This window comes from Streptomyces sp. bgisy159, from assembly GCF_965341775.1.
Lineage (GTDB): Bacteria > Actinomycetota > Actinomycetes > Streptomycetales > Streptomycetaceae > Streptomyces.
Genome location: NZ_CBDQZH010000020.1, coordinates 12,698 through 36,623 on the forward strand (window position 1 = coordinate 12,698; position 23,926 = coordinate 36,623).

Consider the following 23,926-nt stretch of genomic DNA (forward strand, 5'->3'; position numbering starts at 1 on the left):
CGCAGGGAAGGAGAGCCCGTGGGCAAGGTTCACGTCCGGTTGACCTCCCGTCGTCACGCGTTGGTCTGGGCGTACGCGACGGCAGGGACCGCGGTGATCCTCACCTACATGGTCACCTCCTCCCCGAAGCGCTATCTGCTGCCCGCACTCATTTCCGGCTCGGTCGTCCTCGCGATCCCGGTGGGAGTAGCCAGACACAGGCCGCGGCCGGTCCTTCCGTGGTACCTCCTCGCGGCGGCCATGGCACCGTTCGCGGCGGCGGACACGATCTGGGGCGTCTACCAGGTCCGCGGCGAAGAGGTGCCGTTCCCCGGCGTGGCCGACCTCCTCTACCTGGGCAGCTACCTGATGTTCGCCGCGGGCCTGGTGGCGCTGGCCCGGCATCAGACGGGGCGGCCACACTGGGCGGGGCTGCTGGACGCGAGCATCGTCACGCTGGGGTTCGCCACGCTGGCGTGGGCGTTCGTCGTCGCACCCTACCTGCGCAGCGAGTTGTCCGCGTGGCCGCTCACGGTGTCCCTCGCCTATCCCGTGACCGACCTGGTGCTGTTGTCCCTGACCGCGCGGCTGATTCTCACCACCGGCACGCGCGCACCCTCGTTCCTCCTGTGCGTCGGCTGGCTGCTGCTTCTGCTCGCCGCCGACGGCCTCTACTACGGGACGATGGCGACGAAGGGGACCGCGATCGCGCAGACTGTGTCCGAAATAGCATGGATGGTCTCCTCCCTGCTGCTGGGAGCGTCGGCGCTGCACCCGTCCGTCGCCTGGCCGACACGGTCGGCGGAAGGCCAGGAAAGGCCGCGGAAACGTCGCCTGACGGTCCTGATCGCCCTTATTCTGATGGGGCCGTCGACCGTGCTGGCCAATGTCGGCGGCATCAGGGAACATCCCACGGACGTCGCGGTCGTCGTCGGCATGACGGCCGGCCTCTCGCTGCTGCTGGTGCTGCGCCTCGCGCTGCTGGCCCAGTACGCCCAGAACGTGGCCGCCGAAGCGCACGCGCATGCTCACCGCCTCGCGTCATCGCTGCGTGAGCAGGCAGAACTCCAGAAGCAGCTGAGCCATCAGGCGACCCACGACCACTTGACGGGTCTGGCCAACCGGGCGCTCCTGAGCGAACGTCTGGAGTCCGCGCTCGACAGGTGCTCCACCCTCTTCGCCGCCGGACTGCTGATACTCGACATCGACGGTTTCAAGGTCGTCAACGACACGCTGGGGCATGCCGTCGGCGACAAACTGCTGATCGACGTCGCACAGCGGCTGATGAGCAGGGTCCGCGAACAGGACATGGTGGCCAGGCTCGGCGGAGACGAGTTCGCGCTCGTCGTGGAAGGGGTGGACGCGGGCACGCTGCACGACTACACCGCGCGGATCCTGGACTCCTTCAAAGACCCGTTCACCCTCGCCCAGGGACAGTCGATCTGCGTGACGACAAGCATCGGAGCACGGCGGATCACCGAGCCGACCACGCCCACCGAAGCGCTGCGGGACGCCGACACTGCCCTCTACCGGGCCAAGGCCGCGGGCAAGAACCAAGCGTCGTTCTTCGAATCCGCGCAGCCCGGCCCGGACGCGTGACGCGCTCGACCGCCTGTCCACCGGGCCGGAGCGGCATGCCCGGCCGGATGCCGGCGCCGGGTCCTGGTACACCCGGCCCGGTCGCCGGATTCCGCGCCGTGCACGAGAATGAGGTCCGCGCGAACCTGTTCGAGACCGTCCAGCGACCTCAGGCTCCTGACGGAGCATGGAGCACCCATGCTCTCCGACTACCGCCGGATCTTCTCTCCTCCAGGCACTCTGCTCTTCTGCGCTGCGGGCTTCGTCGCACGGCTTCCGCTGGCGATGACGGGCGTGGGCATCGTCACTCTGCTGTCGCAGCTCGGCGCCGGGTACCGGCTCGCCGGCTCGGTCTCCGCAACGCAGGCGCTCGCGGCCTCCGCGATCGGCCCTCAGATCTCCCGTCTGGCGGACCGACACGGTCAGCGCGCGGTCGCCCTTCCGGCGATGCCCGCGACGGTCGCCGCCATCGGCGCGCTGGCCCTGTGTGCCGGGCGCGGCTGCGGACTGGACGCTGTACCTCACGGCGGCGGCAGCGGGCTGCATGCCCAGCATGGGCGCGTTCGTCAGAGCCCGCTGGGCGGAGGTCCACCGCGCCTCGGCGCGCCTGCTGCACACCGCGTACTCGCTGGAGTCGGTGCTCGACGAGGTGATCTACATCGTCGGCCCGGTCCTGGTGATCACGCTGTCGGCCAGGATCCGCCCCGAGGCCGGGCCGCTGACGGCCGCGCTCCTGCTCGCCGTCGGCGTCCTGCTCTTCGCCGCTCAGCGGCGCACGCAACCGCCGGTGCGCACCGGGCCCTCCCCTGCCGGGGGCTGGGCGCCCCGCGTCCCCGGACTCGGCCTGCTGGTGCTGTCGCAGACAGCGGTGGGCGCGTCCTACGGTTCGGTGGAGGTCGTGACGGTCGCGTTCGTGGGTGCCCACCACGACACGGCGCTCTCCGGACTGATGCTGGGCGGGTACGCGCTCGGCTCGGGCCTGGCTGGCGCGGCCCTGAGTGCGGTCGGGCCACGGGGGGCGATCACGACGCGGTTGCTGGTCAGCGTCTGCGCGATGGCGCTGACCTCGGTACCGCTGCTGTTCGCCCCGGGTCTGGCGGTGCTGAGGGTGACGCTGTTCGTGGCGGGCATGTCCCTCGCGCCGACCCTGATCACCACGATGGGGCTGGTGAGCCACCTGGCGCCGGCCGCCCGGCTCACCGAGTGCATCACCTGGACCGTATCGGGCCTGTCCGTCGGGGTGGCGCTGGGCTACGCCCTGGCCGGGTGGGTGGTCGACGCCGCGGGTGCCTCGACGGGCTACGCGGTGCCGTGCGCGGCGGCCGCGCTCGCCGCCTCGACGGTCGCCCTCGCCCTGCCACGGTTGACCCGCGTCTGCGCGCAGCGGCACGCGAGTCCCTGAGCGGCTCCCCGGTTCCGTGCTCGACCACACCCGATGGGACATGTGTGAGGAAAGGAGACACATGCCCGTATCGCGTGAATGACAGCCGCCGTCCACGGAGGAGCCGCGCCGGCCGTCACCGTACGCGCCCTGCGCCCCTTTGGGGCACAACGATCACGTCCACCCGCGTGGCACCAGGGACCATGACGCCAAGCGGGTGAGCATGTGCCGACCCAGTCATCATCCCTACCGAGGCGATGCGATGCCCGACCGCGCCGACCCTGTCCGTCACGAGGACCTCGCGCCAAGGGGAATCCTCCGGCACCAGCCGCCGAAGCAGTGGCTGTCCGGCGGCATCTACGGGCTGGTGCTGGCCAGCGCCATGGTGGCCGCGCTGGATGCGACGGGCGAGAAGGCCGAGCCCGGTCCGGACGCGCTGTGGGTACTGCTCACCGCGCTGGCGACCAGCGCCGCCCACGGGTACGCGCACGTCATCGCCCAGCGTGCGTCCGGCGACGGGGCAGCCACGACGAGCAGACTGCGGTCGGTGCTCGCCGAGTGGCCACTGGTCGCCGCCGTACTGCCCACGGTGGGGATGCTGCTTGGCGCGGTGGCCGGGTGGTGGGCGGAGGCCACGGCCGTGGACGCGGCCCTGCTGGTCAACAGCGTCGCCTTGTTCGGCTTGGGCACGTCGGCCGCCCGCGCCGCCAGGCAGGGATGGCCGTCATCGTGCCGGGCAGGGGGCCTGGATATGCTCATCGGCCTGGTGATCATCGTCGCGAATGCCCTGAGCCATTAGCTATGGCCAGGAGGGGCCCGCGGCCGCCTCGTGCATGGCCAGCTCCAGCAGCGCGGGATCCGTGAGGGTGCCCGACCCGTCCGGCGGCACCAGCCAGCGCACCCCGCCGGCGCCGCCCCGCCCCGGGTACGGCACGACGACCCAGGCGCCGGCGCCGACCGTGCGGATCCCAGTGCCGAGCCAGCGCGCGGCGGTTCCGGCCGGCACGAAGAATCCCGTCCGGTTGTCCCCGAAGTCGACCAGGACGGGCCCGGGCCGGTCGAGGACCCGGGTCAGGACGTCGAGCGTCGGGTAGCCCAGATCGGCGGGCAGGATCAGGACGTCCCAGGCCTTGCCGGCCGGCAGCAGGGCGACCCCCCGGGGGTTGCGCTCCCACTCCCGGCGGCAGGCCTCGGGGTCCGGTGCGACGGATGCCAGCCAGTCGACCGCCGTCTTCGCCCCTGTCATCGCGAGACCTCCCTCGTGTGTTCGCGGACGCGGTCGCGTCCATGAGGGAGAGGGAGGCGCGCGGCCCGCATTACGCGGGTTTCCCCACTCTTTCGGGTGAAGGGTGAGGTCTCGGCCGCTTCGGCCTCGGTCGCGGGCTCCCGGAGTCTCGGTCCGAGGCGCCGCTGGCCTCAGCTGTCGAAGCCCAGCCCCAGCCGGTCCATCGTGCGCAGCCACAGGTTGCGCCGGCCGCCGTGGGCGTCGGCACGGGCCAGTGACCACTTGGTGAGGGCGATGCCGGTCCAGGCGAACGGCTCGGGCGGGAACGGCAGCGGCTTGCGGCGGACCATCTCCAGCTCGGTGCGCTCGGTCCGCTCCCCCGCGAGCAGGTCGAGCATCACCTCGGCGCCGAACCGGGTGGCACCGACGCCGAGTCCGGTGTAGCCCGCCGCGTACGCGACCTTGCCCTGGTGCGCCGTGCCGAAGAACGCCGAGAAGCGCGAGCAGGTGTCGATCGCGCCGCCCCACGCGTGCGTGAAGCGGACGCCCTCCAGCTGCGGGAAGCAGGTGAAGAAGTGCCCGGCGAGCTTGGCGTAGGTCTCCGGCCGGTCGTCGTACTCGGCGCGCACCCGCCCGCCGTACGGGTAGATCGCGTCGTAGCCGCCCCACAGGATCCGGTTGTCGGCGGACAGCCGGAAGTAGTGGAACTGGTTCGCCGAGTCGCCGAGCCCCTGCCGGTTCTTCCAGCCGACGGAGTCGAGCTGCGGGGGTGTCAGGGGCTCGGTCATCAGGGCGTAGTCGTAGACGGGCACGGTGTAGGACCGCAGCCGCCTGAGGAGGTTGGGGAAGACGTTCGTCCCGAGGGCGACCTGCCGGGCGCGGACCCGGCCGTACGGGGTGCGGACGGCCATACCGGGGCCGTAGGGCTTCAGGTCGAGCGCGGGGGTGTGCTCGTAGACCCGGACGCCGAGGCGCAGGCAGGCGCGTTTCAGACCCCAGACGAGTTTGGCCGGGTGGACCAGGGCGACGCCCCGGCGGTCGTACAGGCCGGCCCGGAAGGTCGGGGAGTCCACCTGCTCGCGGACCGCGTCGGCGTCCAGGAACTCGATGCCGTCGGCGAGGCCCCTGCCGGTCAGTTCGCGGTGCCGGTCGCGCAGTTCCCGGGCCTGGTAGGGCTCGGTGGCGACGTCGATCTCGCCGGTGCGTTCGAAGTCGCAGTCCAGGGAGTGGCGGGCGACCGCCTTCTCGATCTCGTCGAGATTGCGGGCGCCCAGCTCCTCCAGCCTGTGGATCTCGTCCGGCCAGCGGGTGAGCCCGTTGGTCAGGCCGTGGGTGAGGGAGGCGGCGCAGAAGCCGCCGTTGCGACCGGAGGCGGCCCAGCCCACCTCACGGCCTTCGAGCAGGACCACGTCCCGCTGCGGATCGCGCTCCTTGGCGACGAGCGCGGTCCACAGTCCGCTGTACCCGCCGCCGACGACCAGCAGGTCGCAGCTCTCGGCGGCGGTGAGGGCGGGTTCGGGACGGGGCCGGCCGGGGTCCTCCAGCCAGTACGGGACCGGCCGGGCCTCGGAGAGGGACCTCGTCCACTCGAGGGGTCCGGGGGTGCTTCCCCCGGCGGGAAGGGGCATGGCGCTCGGGGCCATGGTTTCAACTCCCTACAGAGGCTTACGCCTTCTGCTTGTTTCTGCGGTTGCCGATGACCATCGAGGTCAGGACGAACAGCACGGCGATCAGGAACATGGCCGTGCCGATGACGTTGATCTGGACGGGCGTGCCGCGCTGTGCCGAACCCCAGACGAACATGGGGAAGGTGACGGTCGAGCCCGCGTTGAAGTTGGTGATGATGAAGTCGTCGAAGGAGAGCGCGAAGGCCAGCAGCGCGCCGGCGGCGATGCCGGGGGCCGCGATGGGCAGGGTGACGCGCAGGAAGGTCTGCGCCGGTCCGGCGTAGAGGTCCTGGGCGGCCTGTTCCAGCCGCGGGTCCATCGACATCACGCGCGCCTTGACGGCGGTGACGACGAAGCTGAGGCAGAACATGATGTGGGCGATCAGGATGGTCCAGAAGCCCAGCGGCGCGCCCATGTTGAGGAACAGGGTGAGCAGCGAGGCCGCCATGACCACCTCGGGCATCGCCATCGGCAGGAAGATCAGCGAGTTCACGGCGCCGCGCGCGCGGAAGCGGTAGCGGACCAGGGCGAAGGCGATCATCGTGCCGAGGACGGTGGCGCCGAGCGTCGCCCAGAAGGCGATCTGGAGACTGACCGAGAGCGAGCCGCACAGGCCGGAGACGCCGCACGGGTCGGTCCACGCGTCGGTGGAGAACCGCTGCCACTCGTAGTTGAAGCGCCCCTTCGGCTTGTTGAAGGAGAACACCGTGACGACGACGTTGGGCAGCAGCAGGTAGGCGAGCGTGCACAGCCCGGCGATGACCACCAGGTGGCGCCTGAGCCAGTTGACGAGGGGCATCAGACCAGATCCTCCGTCCCGGCCTTGCGGATGTAGAAGGTGACCATGAGGAGGATCGCGGCCATCAGGATGAACGAGAGGGCCGCGGCCGTCGGGTAGTCCAGGACGCGCAGGAACTGCGTCTGGATGACGCTGCCGACCATGCGGGTGTCGGCGGAGCCGAGGAGTTCGGCGTTGACGTAGTCGCCGGAGGCGGGGATGAAGGTCAGCAGTGTGCCGGAGACCACGCCGGGCATCGACAGCGGGAAGGTGATCTTCCGGAACGTGGTGACCGGCTTGGCGTACAGATCGCCGGCCGCCTCGTGCAGCCGCCCGTCGATGCGCTCCAGGGAGGTGTACAGCGGCAGGATCATGAACGGCAGGAAGTTGTACGTGAGGCCGCAGACCACCGCGAGCGGGGTGGCGAGCACCCGGTCGCCGGAGGTCATGCCGAGCCAGCTGGTGACGTCCAGGACGTGCAGGCTGTTGAGCGCCCCCACGACCGGGCCGCCGTCGGCGAGGATCGTCTTCCAGGCCAGGGTGCGGATCAGGAAGCTGGTGAAGAACGGCGCGATCACCAGGATCATGATCAGGTTGCGCCAGCGGCCCGCCCGGAAGGCGATCAGGTAGGCGAGCGGGTAGCCGAGCAGCAGGCACAGGAAGGTCGCGGTGCCCGCGTAGAGCACCGAGCGCATGAACTGCGGCCAGTAGTCGGTGAGCGCGTCCCAGTAGGTCGCGAAGTGCCAGGTGACCCGGTAGCCCTCCTCCAGGGAGCCCGTCTGCACGGACGTGGAGGCCTGGTAGATCATCGGCAGCGCGAAGAAGACGACCAGCCAGAGCAGTCCGGGCAGCAACAACCAGTAGGGGGTCCAGCGGCCCCGCCGGCGCGTCGGCTTCCTCGCGGGTTCGGCGGGCGCGAGCGGCGGTGGCGCCTCGGTCAGCGTCGACATCACAGGACCGCCTCTTCCTCGGTGCCCGCGGCGATGTCCTGAGCGGCGTCCAGGCAGAAGGTGTGCGCCGGGCTCCAGTGCAGGACCACGTCCGCGCCGGGCACCAGACGGCCGTCGCGTTCGACGTTCTGGACGTACACCGCCACGTCGGGGCAGGCGGGCGTGTCGACGACGTACTGCGTGGAGACGCCGATGAAGCTGGCGTCGGCGATCCTGCCGGTGAGGCGGTTGCGGCCGTCGGGGATCTCGCCGGCGTCGTCGGCGTGGGTGAGGGAGATCTTCTCGGGGCGCACGCCGAGCAGCACCTTGCCGCCGGCCGCCGTGGGCGCGGCGCAGCGCGCCCCGGGCAGGACCAGCTTGCCGCCGCCCGCCTTGAGGACGACGTCGTCGCCGCTCGTGGTGCCGACCTCGGCCTCGATGAGGTTGGAGGTGCCCAGGAAGTTGGCGACGAAGGTGGTGCGCGGGTTCTCGTAGAGGTCGGCGGGGGCGCCGAGCTGCTCGACGCGGCCGGCGTTCATCACGGCGACCGTGTCGGCCATGGTCATGGCCTCCTCCTGGTCGTGCGTGACGTGCACGAAGGTGATGCCGACCTCGGTCTGGATGCGCTTGAGCTCCAGCTGCATCTGGCGGCGCAGCTTGAGGTCGAGGGCGCCGAGCGGCTCGTCGAGCAGCAGCACCTTGGGGTGGTTGATCAGCGCGCGGGCCACGGCGACGCGCTGCTGCTGGCCGCCGGAGAGCTGGTGCGGCTTCTTGCGGGCCTGTTCGCCGAGCTGGACCAGGTCGAGCATCTCCTCGACCTGCTTCTTGACGCCCTTGACACCCCGCCGGCGCAGTCCGAAGGCGACGTTCTCGAAGATGTCGAGGTGCGGGAAGAGGGCATAGGACTGGAAGACGGTGTTCACCGGGCGCTTGTAGGGCGGCAGGTGGGTGACGTCCTGGTCGCCGAGGTGGACGGTCCCCGCGGTGGGTTCCTCCAGGCCGGCGATCATGCGCAGGGTGGTGGTCTTGCCGCAGCCGGAGGCGCCGAGCAGGGCGAAGAAGGAGCCCTGCGGGACGGTCAGGTCCAGCGGGTGGACGGCGGTGAAGGCGCCGTAGGTCTTGCTGATGCCGGAGAGGCGGACGTCGCCGCTGTTGTCTGTCGTCGTCATGATCGTCACGCCCCAGTGAGCTTCGCGAACTTCTCTTCGTACTTCGTCTCTTCCGCCGCGCTCAGCGACCGGAAGGCGTGCGACTTGGCCTGCATGGCCTTGTCGGGGAGGATCAGCGGGTTGTTCGCCGCGTCCTCGTCGATCTTCGCGAGCTCTTCCTTCACGCCGTCGACGGGACACACGTAGTTGATGTACGCGGCGAGTTCGGCGGCCGCCCGCGGCTCGTAGTAGTAGTCGATCAGGCGTTCGGCGTTGCTCTTGTGGCGCGCCTTGTTGGGGATCAGCAGGTTGTCGCTGGACGTCAGGTAACCGCTGTCCGGGATGATGAAGTCGACGTCGGGGTTGTCCGCCTGGAGCTGCACGACGTCGCCGGCCCAGGCGAGGCAGGCGGCCATGTCGCCCTTGGTGAGGTCGGCGGTGTAGTCGTTGCCGGTGAAGCGGCGGATCTGGCCCTTGTCGACGCCCTTCTGCAGGCGGGCGATGGCGGCGTCGTAGTCGTCGTCGGCGAACTTCCCGGGGTCCTTGCCCATGTCGAGCAGGGTCATGCCGACGGTGTCGCGCATCTCGGTGAGGAACCCGACCCGGCCCTTGAGCCTGGGGTTGTCGAGCAGGTCGGAGACCGACTTCACCTCGACGCCGTCCAGCGCCTTCTTGTTGTAGGCGATGACCGTGGAGATGCCGGTCCAGGGGTACGAGTAGGCGCGGCCCGGGTCCCAGTCGGGGCTGCGGAACTGGCCGGACAGGTTGGCGAAGGCGTGCGGCAGGTTGGACGGGTCCAGTTTCTGCACCCAGCCGAGGCGGATCATGCGGGCGGCGAGCCAGTCGGTGAGGACCATCAGGTCGCGGCCGGTCTCCTGACCGGCGGCGAGCTGCGGCTTGATCTTGCCGAAGAACTCGTTGTTGTCGTTGATGTCCTCGGTGTACTTGACCTTGATGCCGGTGCGTTGCGTGAACGCGTCGAGAGTGGGGTGGTGTTTGCCCGCCTCGTCGACGTCCATGTACTCGGTCCAGTTGGAGAAGCTGACGGTCTTCTCCTTCGCCGAGTGGTCCTCGGCGGACGTGCCGCCCTCGGTCTTGCCGGCCGCGGGGATCCCGCAGGCGCTCAGCGCCCCGAGGCCGCCCAGCGTCAGCGCGCCGCCGGCGGAGGCGCGCAGCAGCGACCGGCGGGTGAGGGCCGCCCGGCCGTTGCTGAGGCTGCGCCGCATGGCGGCCGTTTGGGCCGGTGTCAGGCGGTCGTCGGGCTCGTACTGCTCCATGCGCGTGGTGCCCTTTCGGGAGGGTGGGCGGCCGCGGGTCGGGCGGCCTGGCTGCTATCGGTCCCCGAAGACGGTGCGGTGCCAGTCCTTCTCGGCCACCGCGGTGTTGTCGAACATGACGTGCTTGATCTGGGTGTACTCCTCGAACGAGTACGGCGACATGTCCTTGCCGAAGCCGGACTGCTTGTAGCCGCCGTGCGGCATCTCGCTGATGATCGGGATGTGGTCGTTGACCCACACGCACCCGGCCTGGATCTCCCGCGTCGCGCGGTTGGCCCGGAAGACGTCCCGGGTCCACGCGGAGGCGGCCAGTCCGTAGGGGGTGTCGTTGGCGAGGGCGATCCCCTCGTCGTCGCCGTCGAAGGGCAGGACCACGAGGACCGGACCGAAGATCTCGGACTGGACGATCTCGCTGTCCTGGGCCGCGTCGGCGATGAGGGTGGGGAGATAGTACGCCCCCACCTTCAGAGTGCCCCGCGGAGCCTCGCCGCCGGTCACCACGCGCGCGTAGGCGCGCGCCCGGTCGACGAAACCGGCGACGCGGTCCCGCTGGACGTGCGAGATCAGCGGGCCGAGGTCGGTGCCGGCGGCGAACGGGTCGCCGACGCGGACGGTCGCCATCAGGGCGGCGGTCCGCTCGACGAACTCGTCGTAGCGGGAGCGCTGCACGTACGCGCGCGTGGCGGCCGTGCAGTCCTGCCCGCTGTTGATGAGGGCGCCCGCGACGGCGCCGTGTGCGGCGGCGTCCAGGTCGGCGTCGTCGAACACCACGAAGGGCGCCTTGCCGCCGAGCTCCAGATGGAGGCGCTTGACGGTGGCGGTGGCGATCTCGGCGACCCGCTTGCCGACCGCGGTGGACCCGGTGAACGAGGTCATCGCGACGTCGGGGTGGCCCACGAGGTGCTCGCCGGCTTCCTTGCCGGTGCCCGTGACGACGTTGATCACACCGTCGGGGAGGCCGGCGTCCGTGGCGGCCTGCGCGAACATCAGCGAGGTCAGCGGAGTCAGCTCGGCAGGCTTCAGGACGATGGTGTTCCCGGCGGCGATCGCCGGGAGGATCTTCCAGGCGGCCATCTGGAGGGGGTAGTTCCAGGGGGCGATGGAGCCGACGACGCCGATGGGTTCCCGGCGTACGTAGGAGGTGTGGTCGCCGGAGTACTCGCCCGCCGACTGCCCCTGCAGATGCCGGGCGGCGCCCGCGAAGAAGGACGTGTTGTCGATGGTGCCCGGGACGTCGAACTCGCGGGTGAGCTTGAGCGGCTTGCCGCATTGCAGGGACTCGGCGCGGGCGAAGTCCTCAGCGCGCTCGGCAAGCAGGGCCGCGAGGCGGTGCAGGGCCTCGGAGCGCTCGGCCGGGGTGGCGCCGGACCAGGCCGGGAAGGCGGCGCGGGCGGCGGCGACCGCCGCGTCCACGTCGGCGGGGGCGGCCAGCTCGTAGGTGAACACCTCCTGGCCGGTGGCCGGGTCGACCACGGCGTGGGTGCGTCCCGACGTGCCCTGCCTCAGCCGCCCGGCGATGAACTGCGCGCCGGCCGCGAAGCGTTCCTGTGCGGGGAACCGGTTGTGCATGTAGCTCTCCTCCGCCGTCACCCGTCGTGTGCGGGGGTGGCGTAGCTCCAGCTCGATTTGAGTGCCGATCCTGACAGAGGAGTGCTACCTCAACAAGGGATTCCGTTGTTGCCTTTTGGTTACGCGACGGAATCTGTCGACCAGGGTGTCGAGTCGGCGGGGAAAAGGAAGGACGGAATGTCAGTGGCGCGTGCCACACTCGCCCGTATGAGCACGCACACGGGGCACACCGGGGGAATCGCGTCGCGGGAGGATCTGGTCAGGGCGGTCGACGCGGGCGAGAGGATCAGGTATCTGCACTTCTGGGGTCACCGGCCGAGGCCCGACGGGAGCCTCGGCCCGAGCTGTCTGAGTCAGTGGTGGCCGTCGCCGTTCACCGTCGACGGGGTCACCTACGACACGGCCGAGCACTGGATGATGGCCGGCAAGGCCCGGCTGTTCGGGGACCCGGAGGCGGAGCGGCGGGCGCTGGCCGCCGAGCATCCGGCGCAGGCCAAGAAGGCGGGGCGGCTGGTCCGCGGCTTCGACGAGCAGGTCTGGACGCGGGAGCGGTTCGGCATCGTCGTGGAGGGCAGCGTCCACAAGTTCTCCTCGGACCCCGCGCTGCGCGCCTTCCTGCTCGGCACCGGCGACCGGGTGCTGGTGGAGGCCAGTCCCGTGGACCGGGTGTGGGGCATCGGCCTCGCCGCGCAGGACGAGGGGGCGTCCGATCCGAAGCGGTGGCGGGGGCCGAACCTGCTGGGGTTCGCCCTGATGGCGGCGCGGGAGCGGCTGCGGCTCAGACCGTGAAGAGGAGGACCGCCATCCCGATGCCCAGGACCACGCCGGCGGCACCGCAGATGATCCCGGCCACGGCGTGGCCGGGGTTGGACGCCTCGCCCCGCTTCGCCTTGGCCCTGCCGATCACACCGAAGATCACGGCGAGGACGCCGAGGACGATCGCCAGGGGCCACAGGCAGAAGCCGGCGGCCGCGATGATGCCGCACACCATCGCCGCGACGCCCCTACCGTTGCTCTCGACCGACATCCCCGGCCAGCCGGGGTAGCCCGCGGACGGGTACGCGGGGTGGCCCGGCCAGCCGTACGGCACCTGTCCCGGCCCGTCCGGCGAGATCGGCGGAGGCGGCACGGCACCGTCCGCGCCGTACGGGGGCCCGGGGACTCCAGGCACCGCGGAGGTTCCGGGCGCCGCGAACGGCGACGGCGCGAACCCGACCGGGGCGGCGCCGCCCGGTGGTCCGTAGCCGCCGGGGGCGGAACCGGGCGCCCCGGGCTGCGGGGGCGCGTACCCGGCGGGAGCGGGACCCGGCATCCCGGCCCCGGCCGACGGCGCGAAGCCGCCGGGGGCGGAGCCAGGTATCCCGCCCTGCGGGAACTCGGACCCACCAGTCGCGTAACCGGGCACCCCGGGCTGCGGGGGCGCGAAGCGGCCCCAACCTGCCGTCGCCGCCTTGGCCTCCGGCGGAGCGAAGGGGTCGTCCGGGAAGGCGTCGCCCGCCGGGGGCGGTGCCGGGGCCGCTCCGGGGACCGGTACGACGGTGTGCTGGTCGTGGACCGGCGCGGTCGGCTCCTGCGGCCGCTGTGCCTGCTGTGGCTGATGCGCCTGCTGCGGCTGCTGCGGCTGCTGTGGCTGCTGTGGCTCATGCTGACCCGGCTGGTCGCGCGGGCCCCGCGAGTCCAGCGACTCCCGAACCTCCCGCGGCCCGGCGTCGGCAGTCGTGCTCCCCGGCTCGGGCCGAGGCGTGGGCGCGGACTTCTCCATGCCGGCCGGCGCGGCCCTGTCCGCACTCGTGGCCTCCGGATCGTCCAGACCCGGGGCCGCCGGCCTGTCCGGACTCGTGGGCGCCGCTTTGTCCAGTCTCGTGGCCGCCGGACGGTCCAGACGCGTCGGCACCGCCTTGTCCAGACGCGTCGGCACCGGATCATCCAGACCCGTCGGCGCAGTCTTGTCCTTCTCCAGGCTCGTCGCGGTGGCCGGGAACGGCGCGGCGGGGCCGTCCGGACGGGAGGTCGCCGCGGTCTCCGGCGCCTCGGGTGCGGGCGCGTCGTCGGCCATGCGCGGATTCCCCCTTCGTCGAGCTGTGCCGTCATGCTACGGCCAGGTCCCGTCCGCCCAGGGCCCGGCCTACGATGATCCCCGAGACACCGATCAGCCGATCACCGCGTCCCGCCCGCCGCCCGCCGGCCCGCGCGGACGCCGTCCCGGGGAGGACCCCTTGACCGACCGCAGCGACGCACTCACCGGCCCCACCGCGCCCGCCGTGCCGACCGGCCCCACCAGCGAGATCGCCGAGGGCGCCGCACGCGCCCCGCACGCCTTCATCGCCGGGCTGCCCAAGGCCGAGCTGCACGTCCACCACGTGGGCTCCGCCTCCCCCAGGATCGTCGCCGAGCTGGCCGCCCGGCACCCCGACTCCAAGGTGCCCACCGACCCCGAGGCCCTCGCCGACTACTTCAGCTTCACGGACTTCGCGCACTTCATCGAGGTGTACCTGTCCGTCGTGGACCTGATCCGCACCCCCGAGGACGTCCGCCTGCTGACCTTCGAGGTGGCCCGGGAACTGGCCCGGCAGCAGGTGCGCTACGCGGAGCTGACCATCACCCCGTACTCCTCCACCAGGCGCGGCATCGACGCGCGGGCCTTCATGGACGCGATCGAGGACGCCCGCAAGGACGCGGAGGCGGAGCTCGGCACGGTGCTGCGCTGGTGCTTCGACATCCCCGGCGAGGCCGGTCTGGAGGCGGCGCAGGAGACGACGCGGCTGGCCACCGACGACCGGCTGCGCCCGGAGGGCCTTGTCTCCTTCGGGCTCGGCGGACCGGAGATAGGCGTGCCGAGGCCGCAGTTCAAGCCGTACTTCGACCGCGCGATCGCCGCCGGGCTGCGCTCGGTGCCGCACGCCGGCGAGACGACCGGCCCGCAGACGGTGTGGGACGCACTGACCCACCTGGGCGCCGAGCGCATCGGGCACGGCACCAGTTCCGCCCGGGACGAGAAGCTGCTCGCCCACCTCGCCGAGCAGCGCATCGCGCTGGAGGTGTGCCCGACGTCGAACATCGCCACCCGGGCGGTGCCCTCGCTGGACGAGCACCCCCTCACGACGTTCGTCGACGCCGGGGTGCTGGTCACCGTGAACTCCGACGACCCGCCCATGTTCGGCACCGACCTCAACAACGAGTACGCGGTCGCCGCCCGCCTCCTCGGCCTCGACGAGCGCGGTCTCGCCGACCTCGCGAAGAACGCGGTGGACGCCTCCTTCCTCGACGAGGCGGGCAAGGCCCGGATCCGCGAGGAGATCGACGCGTACACCGCGGAGTGGCTCGCTCCCTGATCCGGCCTCGCGGCGCCGGCCCCAGCACAATGGGCGCATGCAGACGCTGACGGCCGTGGCCCATCGCGGCGACCCCTACCGCTTCCGGGAGAACACCCTCGACTCGCTGCGTTCCGCGCTCCGCCTGGGCGCGGACGCGGTGGAGGTCGACGTACGGCTCACCAGGGACGGTGTCCCGGTGCTGCTGCACGACGCCGGCCTGAAACGGCTGTGGGCGCACGACCGGCCGCTGAGCGCGCTCTCGGCGGCCGAGGTGCGGGGGCTGACCGGCGGCGCGGTGCCCACGCTGGCGGAGGCGCTGGCGGCCACCGACGGCACCCGGATGATGATCGACCTGCCGGGCACCCGCGAGTTGCGGGCGGCCCGCCGGGTGGTGGACGTCGTCCGGGATGCGGGCGCGGCCGACCGCGTCTACTACTGCGCCGGCGCGGAGGCCATGCTCGCCGTGCGCGGCGCCGACCCGTCGGCCGAGATCGCCCTGACCCGCACGACCGTGGCGCCGCCGCGCCCCGTGCTGCTCGACGCGGTCCGGCCGCGCTGGCTCAACTTCCGCTGGTCGCTGGTGGACCGCGCCCTCGCGGCCCGTGTCCACCGCGACGGCCGGCTGCTGTCGGTGTGGACGCCCGACACCCGCCGCACCATGCGCCGCCTGATCGACCTGGGCGTCGACTCGATCACCACCAACCGGGTGGACGTCCTCACCGCCCTGCGCGCGGCCCACGGCGGCGACGCCGCACGGTGACCGGCCCGCACTGCGCCTCCGGCCGGCCGCCCGTACGGTGAGGACGAGGGCGGGGGTGGTGTCCGGCCGAGGAGCGTGCGATGGCCCCTTCCACGGCGGCGGCCGATCCCCTGGCGGACGGCCGCGACGCGTTCCGGCGACGTGCCTGGGCCGAGGCGTACGAGCGGCTGTCGGCCGCCGACGGTCGGGCCCCGCTCGCGGCGCCGGACCTGGAGCGCCTGGCCATGGCCGCCTATCTGTACGGCCGGGAGGAGCGGGCCGTGGAGACCTGGGAGCGCGCGCACCGCGCGCTCCACGAGGCCGGGGCGGTCGGCCGGGCGGTGCGCTGCGCGTTCTGGCTCGGCCTCACCCTCGCCCGGTACGGGCAGCACGCCCGCGCGGGCGGCTGGTTCGCCCGCGGGGCACGGCTGCTGGCCGACTCCGGCGAGGACTGCGTGGAGTGCGGGTACCTGCTGGTGCCGAGCGCGTTCGGGGCGCTGGAGGGCGGCGACTTCGCGGGGGCGCGTGCCGCGTTCGCGGAGGTGGCCGGGATCGCGGACCGGTTCGCGGACCCCGATCTGGTGGCCCTGAGCAGGCTCGGCCAGGGCCAGGCGCTGATCGCCGCCGGTGAGGTCGCCGCCGGGACCTCCCTGCTGGACGAGGCGATGGTCGCCGTCACGGCCGACGAGGTCTCGCCCATCGCGGCGGGCATCGTCTACTGCGCGGTGCTCATCGCCTGCCGGGACATCTTCGACGTGGGGCGCGCCGCCGAGTGGACGGAGGCGCTCAGCCGCTGGTGTGCCGCGCAGCCGGACCTGAAGCCGTACCGGGGGCAGTGCCTGGTCCACCGCTCGGAGATCATGGAGCTGCGCGGCGAGTGGTCCGCCGCCCTGGCCCAGGCCCAGCAGGCGTGCGCCCTGCTCGCCGGACGGACCGTCGACCCGGCCGTGGGCATGGCCCAGTACCAGCGGGGAGAACTGCTCCGGCTGCGCGGCGCGCTGTCCGAGGCGGAGGGGGCGTACCGGGAGGCCGACCATTGGGGCCACTCGCCGCAGCCCGGCCTCGCCCTGCTGCGGCTCGCGCAGGGCCGTACCGACGACGCGGTGGCGGCCGTGCGCCGGGTGGTGGCGCAGGCGGGGGGCGACCGGGTGCGGCGGGCGCGGGTGCTCGCCGCGTGCGTCGACGTCTCGCTCGCGGCCGGTGACCCGGGGGCCGCCCGGGAGGCGGCCGAGGAGCTGGGCCGGACGGCGGACGGCTTCGCGTCGCCGTATCTGCGGGCGGTCGCGGCGGGCGCGCGCGGGGCGGTGCTGCTCTCGGAGGGGGACGCGCAGGGCGCGTGGGAGGCGTTGGGCGTGGCCCGGGCGGCCTGGCAGGAACTGGACGCCCCGTACGAGGCGGCGCTGGTGCGGGTGCTGACGGCCGAGGTGTGCCTGCTGCTCGGGGATCGTGACACCGCCAAGCTGGAGCTCGCCGCGGCCCGCACGGTGTTCGCCGGGCTGGGCGCGGCCCCGCAGCTGGCCCGGGTGGACCGGCTGGCCGGCCGGGTGCCCGGGCGTCCGCCGGGCGGGCTGACGCCGCGCGAGGTGGAGGTGCTGCGGCTGGTCGCGGGCGGCGCCACCAACCGGGAGATCGCCGCCACGCTGGTCATCAGCGAGAAGACCGTGGCCCGTCATCTCGACAACATGTTCACCAAGCTGAGCGTCTCCACCCGGAGCGCGGCGACGGCGTACGCCTACCGGCACGGCCTGGTCTGAGGGCCGCGGAGGTGTATGTCCGCAGGTGCGTGGCGTTCGCGGTGGCATCCCGGCATGGGTGATTCACCCCATGCCGGGATGCCACCGCCAGATGCGCGATTCGCCCGATGCCCCGCGCCGGGGGTGCCGCCGAGACTGTCCGTGAAGGCCGTGGAGAGCAGGACGCCACGGGATGCCGACCGACGTGGAGCACCGGGAGCCGGGAGCGGGAGCCCCGGGCCTCCCGGGACCGCGCGGGCGTGCGGCCACCGGACACCACCGGTCATGGCGGCCGTGCGGAGAGGAGGCCACCGTGAACAGGACTCGCACCGCGACGCGGGCGCCGGAACCAGGGCACCTGACCGGTCAGCCGGCCAGGGAACGCCTGCTGGCGGCGATGCCCCTCACCGAACACCGGCGGGACCTGGCCGGTGTGTCGACCGCCGTCCTGGAGGGCGGCGACGGACCGCCGGTCGTCCTCCTGCACGGCATCGGCCAGTCCGCCACCGCGTGGGTCAGGGTGGTGCCGGAGCTGGTGACGGACCACCAGCTGATCGTGCCCGACCTGCCGGGACAGGGCGCCTCCGTGGTCCAGGACGGCGAGCCGCCCGCCGCCGACCGGGTGCTGGAGTGGCTGGCGGCGCTGATCGAGGCCACCTGCCCCGCTCCGCCGGTCCTCGTCGGGCACAACCTCGGCGGGGCGGTGGCCGCCCGGTTCGCGGCCGGCCGCGGCGAACTGATCGCCGGGCTGGTGCTGGCCGACGCCTTCGGGCTGGGGCCGTTCCGTCCGGAGCCGAGGTTCGCGCTGGCGGTCGCCGCGTTCCAGCTGCGCGCCACCGAGCGCACCCGGGACCGGATGCTCGGCCGGTGCGTGGCGGACCTGGACGCGGTCCGGCGTGACCTCGGCGGCCACTGGGACGACATCGCCGACTACGCCCTGGACCGGGCCCGCACGCCGAGCGTCAGGGCCGCGGGCCGGACGCTGATGAAGGAGTTCGCGCTGCCGGTCCTCCCGGACGCCGAACTGGACCGGATCGGCGTGCCGACGACCCTGGTGTGGGGCCGCCAGGACCCCGAGACCCGGCTGAGGTTCGCCGAGCGGGCGGCGGGCCGGCACGGCTGGCCGCTGCACGTCATCGACGACTGCGGCGCCGACCCGGATCTGGAGCACCCTCAGGCGCTGGTCGCCGCCCTGGGCACGGCCCTTCCCACCCGCCCGGACCGCCGGCCGCCCGGATCGCCGGCCGGAAGGGAAGCCCGACCGTGACCCCCGCCCCGGCCGTCCGACCGCGCCCCCACCCGTGACACCACACCCCCACCCGTGACGGAGCACGACCATGACCATCCCCCTCGGGCGCCCGGGCGCCCCCGCTCACGCTCACGCCCCCGACCCTTCTGTCCCGGACCGTTCCTCCGCGGACCGCCCCTCGCCGGAAGCGGTCCGGGCCGAGTGGGACGCCCTCGCGGCCGAGTTCGACCGGTTCACCACGCCGCACACCATGCTGTTCGGGGAGCGGCTGGTGGAGCGGGCCGCCGTCGGCGTCGGCACCCGCTTCCTCGACGTGGCCGCGGGCAGTGGCGCCCTCGCCCTGCCGGCGGCCCGCCGGGGGGGCCGACGTGGTCGCCGTGGACATCTCCCCCGCGATGGTGGAACGGCTCGCCGCCCGAGCCCGGGGCTCGGAGCGGGTCCGGGCGCTGGTCATGGACGGCGAGCACCTGGACCTGGCCGACGACTCCTTCGACGTCTCGGCGTCGCTGAACGGCGTGTCGCTCTTCCCCGACCTGCGTCGCGGCCTGGCGGAGCTGGTACGCGTCACCCGGCCCGGCGGCACGGTGCTGGTCGCCGCTTTCGGCCCGCCTCAGGGAGCCGAGTTCATCGCCTGGACGGTGCAGGCCATCCGGGCGGCCGTACCCGGCGCCGCACCCCTGCCCGCGGACCCGCCCCCGCTGCCGTTCCGGCTCGCCGACCCGGACCGGTTCGCCGCTCTGCTGCGCGCGGCCGGGCTGACCGGGGTGCGTGTCCGCGCGGAGGTGCTGGACACGGCGTTCGCGTCGGCCGGGGAGCTGCTGGACACGGTCCGCAGCAGCAATCCGGTGGGCGCCCGGTGGATCACCGGGCTGACCGCCCGGCAGGCGGCCGAGGTCCGGCAGATCCTCGACGGCATGCTGCGCGAGCGCTCGGGCGGCCGCCCCGGCGCCGTCCTGCACGCCGGGATGAACGTGGGCACGGGCACCGTCGCGAGCGCTGCGGCAGCGTCGCCGGATCGGCCGGACCCCGCAGGGTGACGACGGACCGGTGCTCGCCGTCAGCCGCTCTGCGTGGCGGTCGTTCGTCCGGGCGGTGCGCCGAGCGCCTCCAGCCGCTTGATCTTCCGCCGTACGACGAAGAGCGGGATCACGCCGAACACCCCGAACGACATGTCGATGACGGTCCACCAGAAGGGGATGCCCCGGATCGGACCGCAGATCAGCGCGAGCGGGACGATCCCGGCGCAGGCGATCATGCCGAACTCCACGACCCAGATGTTGCGGACGGGGTCGCGGTACGGGCCGTAGAAGGCGACCGCGATGACGAGGTGGGCGAAGGCCAGCCAGTCGGTGCCGTAGAGCACGAAGGGGTGATCGGCGTCCACGGCGTCGAGACCGTCGCGCACCCGCTCGATCCAGCCCATCAGGCCGGGCAGGTGCTCCGGTACCGACAGGGACCGCAACAGCTCCTCGGTCCAGCGCAGTTCGTGCACGAGGGGGAAGGCCGTGGCGCCGCTGAGCACCAGGCAGACGACGAAGAACACCAGCCACGCGCGGATGCCCTGGAGCAGGGCGGCTCTGTCGCTCATGGACATGAGCGTACGCGGTCATTTGAACGCGTTCAAAACCGGCCCCACGAGATCGACCTCCGGGCATGACAGCGGGCCCGGAGCCTTCCGGCTCCGGGCCCGCTGTCATGGTCAGCCGTCAGCCGTCCAGCGACGTCATCACGTGCTTGATGCGCGTGTAGTCCTCGAAGCCGTACCCGGACAGGTCCTTGCCGTAGCCGGACTTCTTGAAGCCGCCGTGGGGCATCTCGGCGACCAGCGGGATGTGCGTGTTGATCCACACGCAGCCGAAGTCGAGCTTCTTGGACATCCGCATGGCGCGGGAGTGGTCCTTGGTCCAGACGGAGGAGGCGAGGGCGTACTCGACGCCGTTGGCCCACTCGACGGCCTGCTCCTCGTCCGTGAAGGACTGCACGGTGATGACCGGGCCGAAGACCTCCTTCTGGATGATCTCGTCGTCCTGCTTGAGGCCGGAGACGACGGTCGGCGCGTAGAAGTAGCCCTTGTCGCCGACCTGGTGACCACCCGCCTCGACCTTGGCGTGGGCGGGCAGCCGCTCGATGAAGCCGGCGACCTGCTTGAGCTGGTTGGGGTTGTTCAGCGGGCCGAACAGGACGTCCTCGTCGTCCGGCTGCCCGGTCTTGGTGTCGGCGGCCGCCTTGGCCAGCTCCGCCACGAACTCGTCGTGGATGGATTCCTGCACCAGGACCCTGGTGGCCGCGGTGCAGTCCTGACCGGCGTTGAAGAAGCCGGCCACCGAGATGTCCTCGACGGCCTTGGCGATGTCGGTGTCCTCGAACACGACGACCGGCGCCTTGCCGCCGAGCTCCAGGTGGACCCGCTTGAGGTCCTTGGACGCCGACTCGGCGACCGACATGCCGGCCCGCACCGAGCCGGTGATGGAGGCCATCGCCGGGGTCTCGTGCTCGACCATCAGCCGGCCGGTGTCGCGGTCACCGCAGATGACGTTGAAGACACCCTTGGGCAGGATCGACCCGATGATGTCGGCGATCAGCACGGTGGACGCGGGCGTCGTGTCGGACGGCTTCAGCACGACCGTGTTGCCCGCGGCGATGGCCGGGGCGAACTTCCACACGGCCATCATCATCGGGTAGTTCCACGGCGCGACCTGCGCGCAGACGCCGACCGGCTCACGGCGCACGATGGACGTCAGCCCCTCCATGTACTCGCCGGCGCTGCGCCCCTCCAGCATCCGGGCGGCGCCGGCGAAGAAGCGGATCTGGTCCACCATCGGCGGGATCTCCTCGGACCGCGTGAGCCCGACCGGCTTGCCGGTGTTCTCCACCTCGGCCGCGATCAGCTCCTCGGCGCGCTCCTCGAACGCGTCCGCGATCTTCAGCAGGGCCTTCTGACGCTCGGCGGGCGTGGTGTCGCGCCAGCCGGGGAAGGCCGCGGCGGCGGCCGCCATCGCGGCGTCGACGTCCGCCTGCCCGGACAGCGGCGCGGTCGCGTACGCCTCGCCCGTCACCGGGTTGACCACCTCGGTGGTCCGTCCGTCGGCGGCGTCCCGGAACTCACCGTCGATGTAATTGCGCAGACGACGCAGCTCGGTGCTCACTGCCGGCCCTCCAGAGTGGTGTGTCCAATAGCTGAGACACCAGCCTAAACGGAGACCCCACGTTTTCAACACCCCCGCTCCCACCCCGGCTACGAATTTCGCAGATCTCAGTCAGGTAAACGACGAATTTCATCGATCGTGGCTTGCGGAACTGTCGATACGTCGTGCAGAGTGACGTCGTGGCCAGTCGAAGCGCAGAGCACAGGGACTCCCGGGACCCCCGCGAGTCCAGGAGCGGCGGCACCCCTCACCTGGATGCCGTCAGCCTCGCCATCATCGAGCAGCTGCAGGAGGACGGCCGCCGGCCGTACGCCGCCATCGGCAAGGCCGTGGGCCTGTCCGAGGCGGCCGTGCGCCAGCGCGTCCAGAAGCTGCTCGACCAGGGCGTCATGCAGATCGTCGCCGTGACGGACCCGCTCACCGTGGGTTTCCGCCGTCAGGCGATGGTCGGCATCAACGTCGAGGGCGACGTCGAGGCCGTGGCGGACGCGCTGACCGACATGGCGGAGGTCGAGTACGTGGTGATGACCGCGGGCTCGTTCGACGTCCTCGCCGAGATCGTCTGCGAGGACGACGACCACCTGCTGGACGTCATCAACAAGCGCATCCGGGCCCTGCCCGGCGTGCGCTCCACCGAGAGCTTCGTCTACCTGAAGCTCAAGAAGCAGACCTACATGTGGGGAACCCGATAACCCGTGAGGACCCGATAACCGTGAGCACCAAGGACCTCAGCCGCAGCGCGTACGACCACTTGTGGATGCACTTCACCCGCATGTCGTCGTACGAGAACTCCCCGGTCCCCACCATCGTCCGGGGCGAGGGCACCTACATCTACGACGACCAGGGCAAGCGCTACCTCGACGGTCTCGCGGGTCTGTTCGTGGTGCAGGCCGGTCACGGCCGCACGGAGCTGGCGGAGACCGCCTTCAAGCAGGCCCAGGAGCTGGCCTTCTTCCCGGTCTGGTCGTACGCCCACCCCAAGGCCGTCGAGCTGGCGGAGCGCCTCGCGCACCACGCCCCGGGCGACCTGAACAAGGTCTTCTTCACCACCGGCGGCGGCGAGGCCGTCGAGACCGCCTGGAAGCTCGCCAAGCAGTACTTCAAGTTGACCGGCAAGCCCACCAAGTACAAGGTCATATCCCGGGCGGTCGCCTACCACGGCACCCCGCAGGGCGCCCTGTCCATCACCGGCCTGCCGGGCCTGAAGGCCCCCTTCGAACCGCTGGTCCCGGGCGCGCACAAGGTCCCGAACACCAACATCTACCGCGCGCCGATCTTCGGCGACGACCCGGAGGCCTTCGGCCGCTGGGCCGCCGACCAGATCGAGCAGCAGATCCTCTTCGAGGGCCCCGAGACCGTCGCGGCCGTCTTCCTGGAGCCGGTGCAGAACGCCGGCGGCTGCTTCCCGCCGCCGCCCGGCTACTTCCAGCGCGTGCGCGAGATCTGCGACCAGTACGACGTGCTGCTCGTCTCCGACGAGGTCATCTGCGCCTTCGGCCGCCTCGGCACGATGTTCGCCTGCGACAAGTTCGGCTACGTCCCGGACATGATCACCTGCGCCAAGGGCATGACCTCGGGCTACTCCCCGATCGGCGCGTGCATCGTCTCGGACCGCCTCGCCGAGCCGTTCTACAAGGGCGACAACACCTTCCTGCACGGCTACACCTTCGGCGGCCACCCGGTGTCGGCCGCGGTGGGCCTGGCCAACCTCGACCTCTTCGAGCGCGAGGGCCTCAACCAGCACGTCCTGGACAACGAGGGCGCCTTCCGCGCCACCCTGGAGAAGCTGCACGACCTGCCGATCGTCGGCGACGTCCGCGGCAACGGCTTCTTCTACGGCATCGAACTGGTCAAGGACAAGGCCACCAAGGAGTCCTTCGACGACGAGGAGACCGAGCGCGTCCTGTACGGCTTCCTCTCCAAGGCCCTGTACGACAACGGCCTGTACTGCCGCGCCGACGACCGCGGCGACCCGGTCGTCCAGCTCGCCCCGCCGCTGATCTCGAACCAGGACACCTTCGACGAGATCGAGCAGATCCTGCGCGCCACGCTGACGGAGGCGTGGACCAAGCTCTGACCCGAGGCGGTTCCGCCGTTCATACGCCCGGGGTGCGCCCGTACGAGTGAGACGCGCGCACCCCGGGCCGTGTGCTGTCCGGAGCGGTAGCCCCGGCTCCCTAGCGTGCCTGGTAACCGATCGGCCCTGCCTTCGTT

21 protein-coding genes are annotated in these 23,926 nt (G+C 72.0%); 11 read left to right on the top strand and 10 right to left on the bottom strand.

All coding sequences use genetic code 11. The features are described from left to right. Positions 1 to 18: 18 nt before the first annotated feature. The 3 genes from ACSLTV_RS20080 (at position 19) to ACSLTV_RS20090 (ending at position 3,737) form a co-directional block, all read left to right on the top strand. On the top strand, positions 19 to 1,578 hold the full coding sequence (locus tag ACSLTV_RS20080; RefSeq protein WP_435612597.1) for a diguanylate cyclase domain-containing protein: 1,560 nt from the start codon (positions 19 to 21) through the stop codon (positions 1,576 to 1,578). 523 nt (positions 1,579 to 2,101) lie between these two features. Beyond that, complete coding sequence (locus tag ACSLTV_RS20085) at positions 2,102 to 2,959, top strand: MFS transporter (RefSeq protein ID WP_435612598.1); 858 nt, start codon at positions 2,102 to 2,104, stop codon at positions 2,957 to 2,959. A 241-nt stretch (positions 2,960 to 3,200) separates the two neighbouring features. Further along, positions 3,201 to 3,737, top strand: coding sequence for a hypothetical protein (locus ACSLTV_RS20090; protein ID WP_435612599.1), 537 nt, complete (start codon positions 3,201 to 3,203; stop codon positions 3,735 to 3,737). On the opposite strand, the gene ACSLTV_RS20095 is transcribed toward ACSLTV_RS20090, so the two are convergent. The 7 genes from ACSLTV_RS20095 to ACSLTV_RS20125 form a co-directional block, all read right to left on the bottom strand. Continuing rightward, positions 3,738 to 4,184: a hypothetical protein gene (locus tag ACSLTV_RS20095; RefSeq protein WP_432137956.1), complete on the bottom strand. Its 447-nt coding sequence runs from the start codon at positions 4,182 to 4,184 to the stop codon at positions 3,738 to 3,740. It abuts the gene before it with no gap. 170 nt (positions 4,185 to 4,354) lie between these two features. Continuing rightward, complete coding sequence (locus ACSLTV_RS20100; RefSeq protein ID WP_435612600.1) at positions 4,355 to 5,806, bottom strand: NAD(P)/FAD-dependent oxidoreductase; 1,452 nt, start codon at positions 5,804 to 5,806, stop codon at positions 4,355 to 4,357. A gap of 22 nt (positions 5,807 to 5,828) precedes the next feature. Continuing rightward, positions 5,829 to 6,629 (bottom strand): ABC transporter permease, encoded by an 801-nt coding sequence (locus ACSLTV_RS20105; RefSeq protein WP_432137954.1) that lies wholly within the window; start codon positions 6,627 to 6,629, stop codon positions 5,829 to 5,831. Next, positions 6,629 to 7,558 (bottom strand): ABC transporter permease, encoded by a 930-nt coding sequence (locus ACSLTV_RS20110; RefSeq protein WP_432137953.1) that lies wholly within the window; start codon positions 7,556 to 7,558, stop codon positions 6,629 to 6,631. Before ACSLTV_RS20110 ends, ACSLTV_RS20105 begins: the two co-directional genes overlap by 1 nt. Next, positions 7,558 to 8,706, bottom strand: coding sequence for an ABC transporter ATP-binding protein (locus tag ACSLTV_RS20115; RefSeq protein ID WP_432137952.1), 1,149 nt, complete (start codon positions 8,704 to 8,706; stop codon positions 7,558 to 7,560). Before ACSLTV_RS20115 ends, ACSLTV_RS20110 begins: the two co-directional genes overlap by 1 nt. A gap of 5 nt (positions 8,707 to 8,711) precedes the next feature. After that, positions 8,712 to 9,962: a polyamine ABC transporter substrate-binding protein gene (locus ACSLTV_RS20120; RefSeq protein WP_432137951.1), complete on the bottom strand. Its 1,251-nt coding sequence runs from the start codon at positions 9,960 to 9,962 to the stop codon at positions 8,712 to 8,714. Between the two features lie 54 nt (positions 9,963 to 10,016). Next, complete coding sequence (locus ACSLTV_RS20125; RefSeq protein ID WP_435612601.1) at positions 10,017 to 11,531, bottom strand: gamma-aminobutyraldehyde dehydrogenase; 1,515 nt, start codon at positions 11,529 to 11,531, stop codon at positions 10,017 to 10,019. A gap of 177 nt (positions 11,532 to 11,708) precedes the next feature. Here ACSLTV_RS20125 and ACSLTV_RS20130 point away from each other — a divergent pair, with 177 nt between their 5' ends. Then, a complete protein-coding gene (locus ACSLTV_RS20130) occupies positions 11,709 to 12,320 on the top strand; it encodes an NADAR family protein (protein ID WP_432137949.1) in 612 nt (203 codons plus the stop codon). Here ACSLTV_RS20130 and ACSLTV_RS20135 read toward each other — a convergent pair. Then, positions 12,310 to 13,587 (bottom strand): DUF4190 domain-containing protein, encoded by a 1,278-nt coding sequence (locus ACSLTV_RS20135; protein WP_435612602.1) that lies wholly within the window; start codon positions 13,585 to 13,587, stop codon positions 12,310 to 12,312. The two genes, ACSLTV_RS20130 and ACSLTV_RS20135, sit on opposite strands and share 11 nt — an antisense overlap. Positions 13,588 to 13,687: 100 nt before the next feature. On the opposite strand from ACSLTV_RS20135, the gene ACSLTV_RS20140 reads away from it, so the two are divergent. The 5 genes from ACSLTV_RS20140 (at position 13,688) to ACSLTV_RS20160 (ending at position 19,603) form a co-directional block, all read left to right on the top strand. Next, positions 13,688 to 14,863: an adenosine deaminase gene (locus tag ACSLTV_RS20140; protein WP_432137997.1), complete on the top strand. Its 1,176-nt coding sequence runs from the start codon at positions 13,688 to 13,690 to the stop codon at positions 14,861 to 14,863. Positions 14,864 to 14,900: 37 nt separating this feature from the next. Next, positions 14,901 to 15,605 (top strand): glycerophosphodiester phosphodiesterase, encoded by a 705-nt coding sequence (locus tag ACSLTV_RS20145; RefSeq protein ID WP_432137947.1) that lies wholly within the window; start codon positions 14,901 to 14,903, stop codon positions 15,603 to 15,605. An 80-nt stretch (positions 15,606 to 15,685) separates the two neighbouring features. Continuing rightward, positions 15,686 to 17,338, top strand: a complete 1,653-nt coding sequence (locus ACSLTV_RS20150) for a LuxR C-terminal-related transcriptional regulator (RefSeq protein ID WP_435612603.1) — start codon at positions 15,686 to 15,688, stop codon at positions 17,336 to 17,338. A 292-nt stretch (positions 17,339 to 17,630) separates the two neighbouring features. After that, positions 17,631 to 18,584, top strand: coding sequence for an alpha/beta fold hydrolase (locus tag ACSLTV_RS20155; protein WP_432155585.1), 954 nt, complete (start codon positions 17,631 to 17,633; stop codon positions 18,582 to 18,584). A gap of 350 nt (positions 18,585 to 18,934) precedes the next feature. Then, positions 18,935 to 19,603 carry a class I SAM-dependent methyltransferase gene (locus ACSLTV_RS20160; protein ID WP_435612604.1) on the top strand — a complete coding sequence of 223 codons (669 nt, stop codon included), beginning with the start codon at positions 18,935 to 18,937 and terminating at the stop codon, positions 19,601 to 19,603. 20 nt (positions 19,604 to 19,623) lie between these two features. On the opposite strand, the gene ACSLTV_RS20165 is transcribed toward ACSLTV_RS20160, so the two are convergent. Both ACSLTV_RS20165 and ACSLTV_RS20170 read right to left on the bottom strand, forming a co-directional pair. Beyond that, the gene (locus ACSLTV_RS20165) at positions 19,624 to 20,154 is read right to left on the bottom strand and encodes a hypothetical protein (protein ID WP_432137943.1); all 531 of its coding nucleotides are present in this window, start codon (positions 20,152 to 20,154) and stop codon (positions 19,624 to 19,626) included. A 118-nt stretch (positions 20,155 to 20,272) separates the two neighbouring features. Beyond that, the gene (locus ACSLTV_RS20170; RefSeq protein WP_432137942.1) at positions 20,273 to 21,712 is read right to left on the bottom strand and encodes a gamma-aminobutyraldehyde dehydrogenase; all 1,440 of its coding nucleotides are present in this window, start codon (positions 21,710 to 21,712) and stop codon (positions 20,273 to 20,275) included. A 164-nt stretch (positions 21,713 to 21,876) separates the two neighbouring features. Here ACSLTV_RS20170 and ACSLTV_RS20175 point away from each other — a divergent pair, with 164 nt between their 5' ends. Both ACSLTV_RS20175 and ACSLTV_RS20180 read left to right on the top strand, forming a co-directional pair. Continuing rightward, positions 21,877 to 22,404: an Lrp/AsnC family transcriptional regulator gene (locus ACSLTV_RS20175; RefSeq protein WP_432137941.1), complete on the top strand. Its 528-nt coding sequence runs from the start codon at positions 21,877 to 21,879 to the stop codon at positions 22,402 to 22,404. A gap of 20 nt (positions 22,405 to 22,424) precedes the next feature. Then, complete coding sequence (locus ACSLTV_RS20180) at positions 22,425 to 23,789, top strand: aspartate aminotransferase family protein (RefSeq protein ID WP_432137940.1); 1,365 nt, start codon at positions 22,425 to 22,427, stop codon at positions 23,787 to 23,789. Positions 23,790 to 23,926 lie beyond the last annotated feature (137 nt).

Coding starts and splice junctions, on each gene's coding strand:
- ACSLTV_RS20145 (WP_432137947.1), top strand. CDS start 14,901: ATGCAGACGCTGACGGCCGTGGCCCATCGCGGCGACCCCTACCGCTTC.
- ACSLTV_RS20090 (WP_435612599.1), top strand. CDS start 3,201: ATGCCCGACCGCGCCGACCCTGTCCGTCACGAGGACCTCGCGCCAAGG.
- ACSLTV_RS20105 (WP_432137954.1), bottom strand. CDS start 6,629: ATGCCCCTCGTCAACTGGCTCAGGCGCCACCTGGTGGTCATCGCCGGG.
- ACSLTV_RS20085 (WP_435612598.1), top strand. CDS start 2,102: ATGCCCAGCATGGGCGCGTTCGTCAGAGCCCGCTGGGCGGAGGTCCAC.
- ACSLTV_RS20120 (WP_432137951.1), bottom strand. CDS start 9,962: ATGGAGCAGTACGAGCCCGACGACCGCCTGACACCGGCCCAAACGGCC.
- ACSLTV_RS20100 (WP_435612600.1), bottom strand. CDS start 5,806: ATGGCCCCGAGCGCCATGCCCCTTCCCGCCGGGGGAAGCACCCCCGGA.
- ACSLTV_RS20095 (WP_432137956.1), bottom strand. CDS start 4,184: ATGACAGGGGCGAAGACGGCGGTCGACTGGCTGGCATCCGTCGCACCG.
- ACSLTV_RS20150 (WP_435612603.1), top strand. CDS start 15,686: ATGGCCCCTTCCACGGCGGCGGCCGATCCCCTGGCGGACGGCCGCGAC.
- ACSLTV_RS20135 (WP_435612602.1), bottom strand. CDS start 13,587: ATGGCCGACGACGCGCCCGCACCCGAGGCGCCGGAGACCGCGGCGACC.
- ACSLTV_RS20110 (WP_432137953.1), bottom strand. CDS start 7,558: ATGTCGACGCTGACCGAGGCGCCACCGCCGCTCGCGCCCGCCGAACCC.
- ACSLTV_RS20125 (WP_435612601.1), bottom strand. CDS start 11,531: ATGCACAACCGGTTCCCCGCACAGGAACGCTTCGCGGCCGGCGCGCAG.
- ACSLTV_RS20115 (WP_432137952.1), bottom strand. CDS start 8,706: ATGACGACGACAGACAACAGCGGCGACGTCCGCCTCTCCGGCATCAGC.
- ACSLTV_RS20130 (WP_432137949.1), top strand. CDS start 11,709: ATGTCAGTGGCGCGTGCCACACTCGCCCGTATGAGCACGCACACGGGG.
- ACSLTV_RS20165 (WP_432137943.1), bottom strand. CDS start 20,154: ATGAGCGACAGAGCCGCCCTGCTCCAGGGCATCCGCGCGTGGCTGGTG.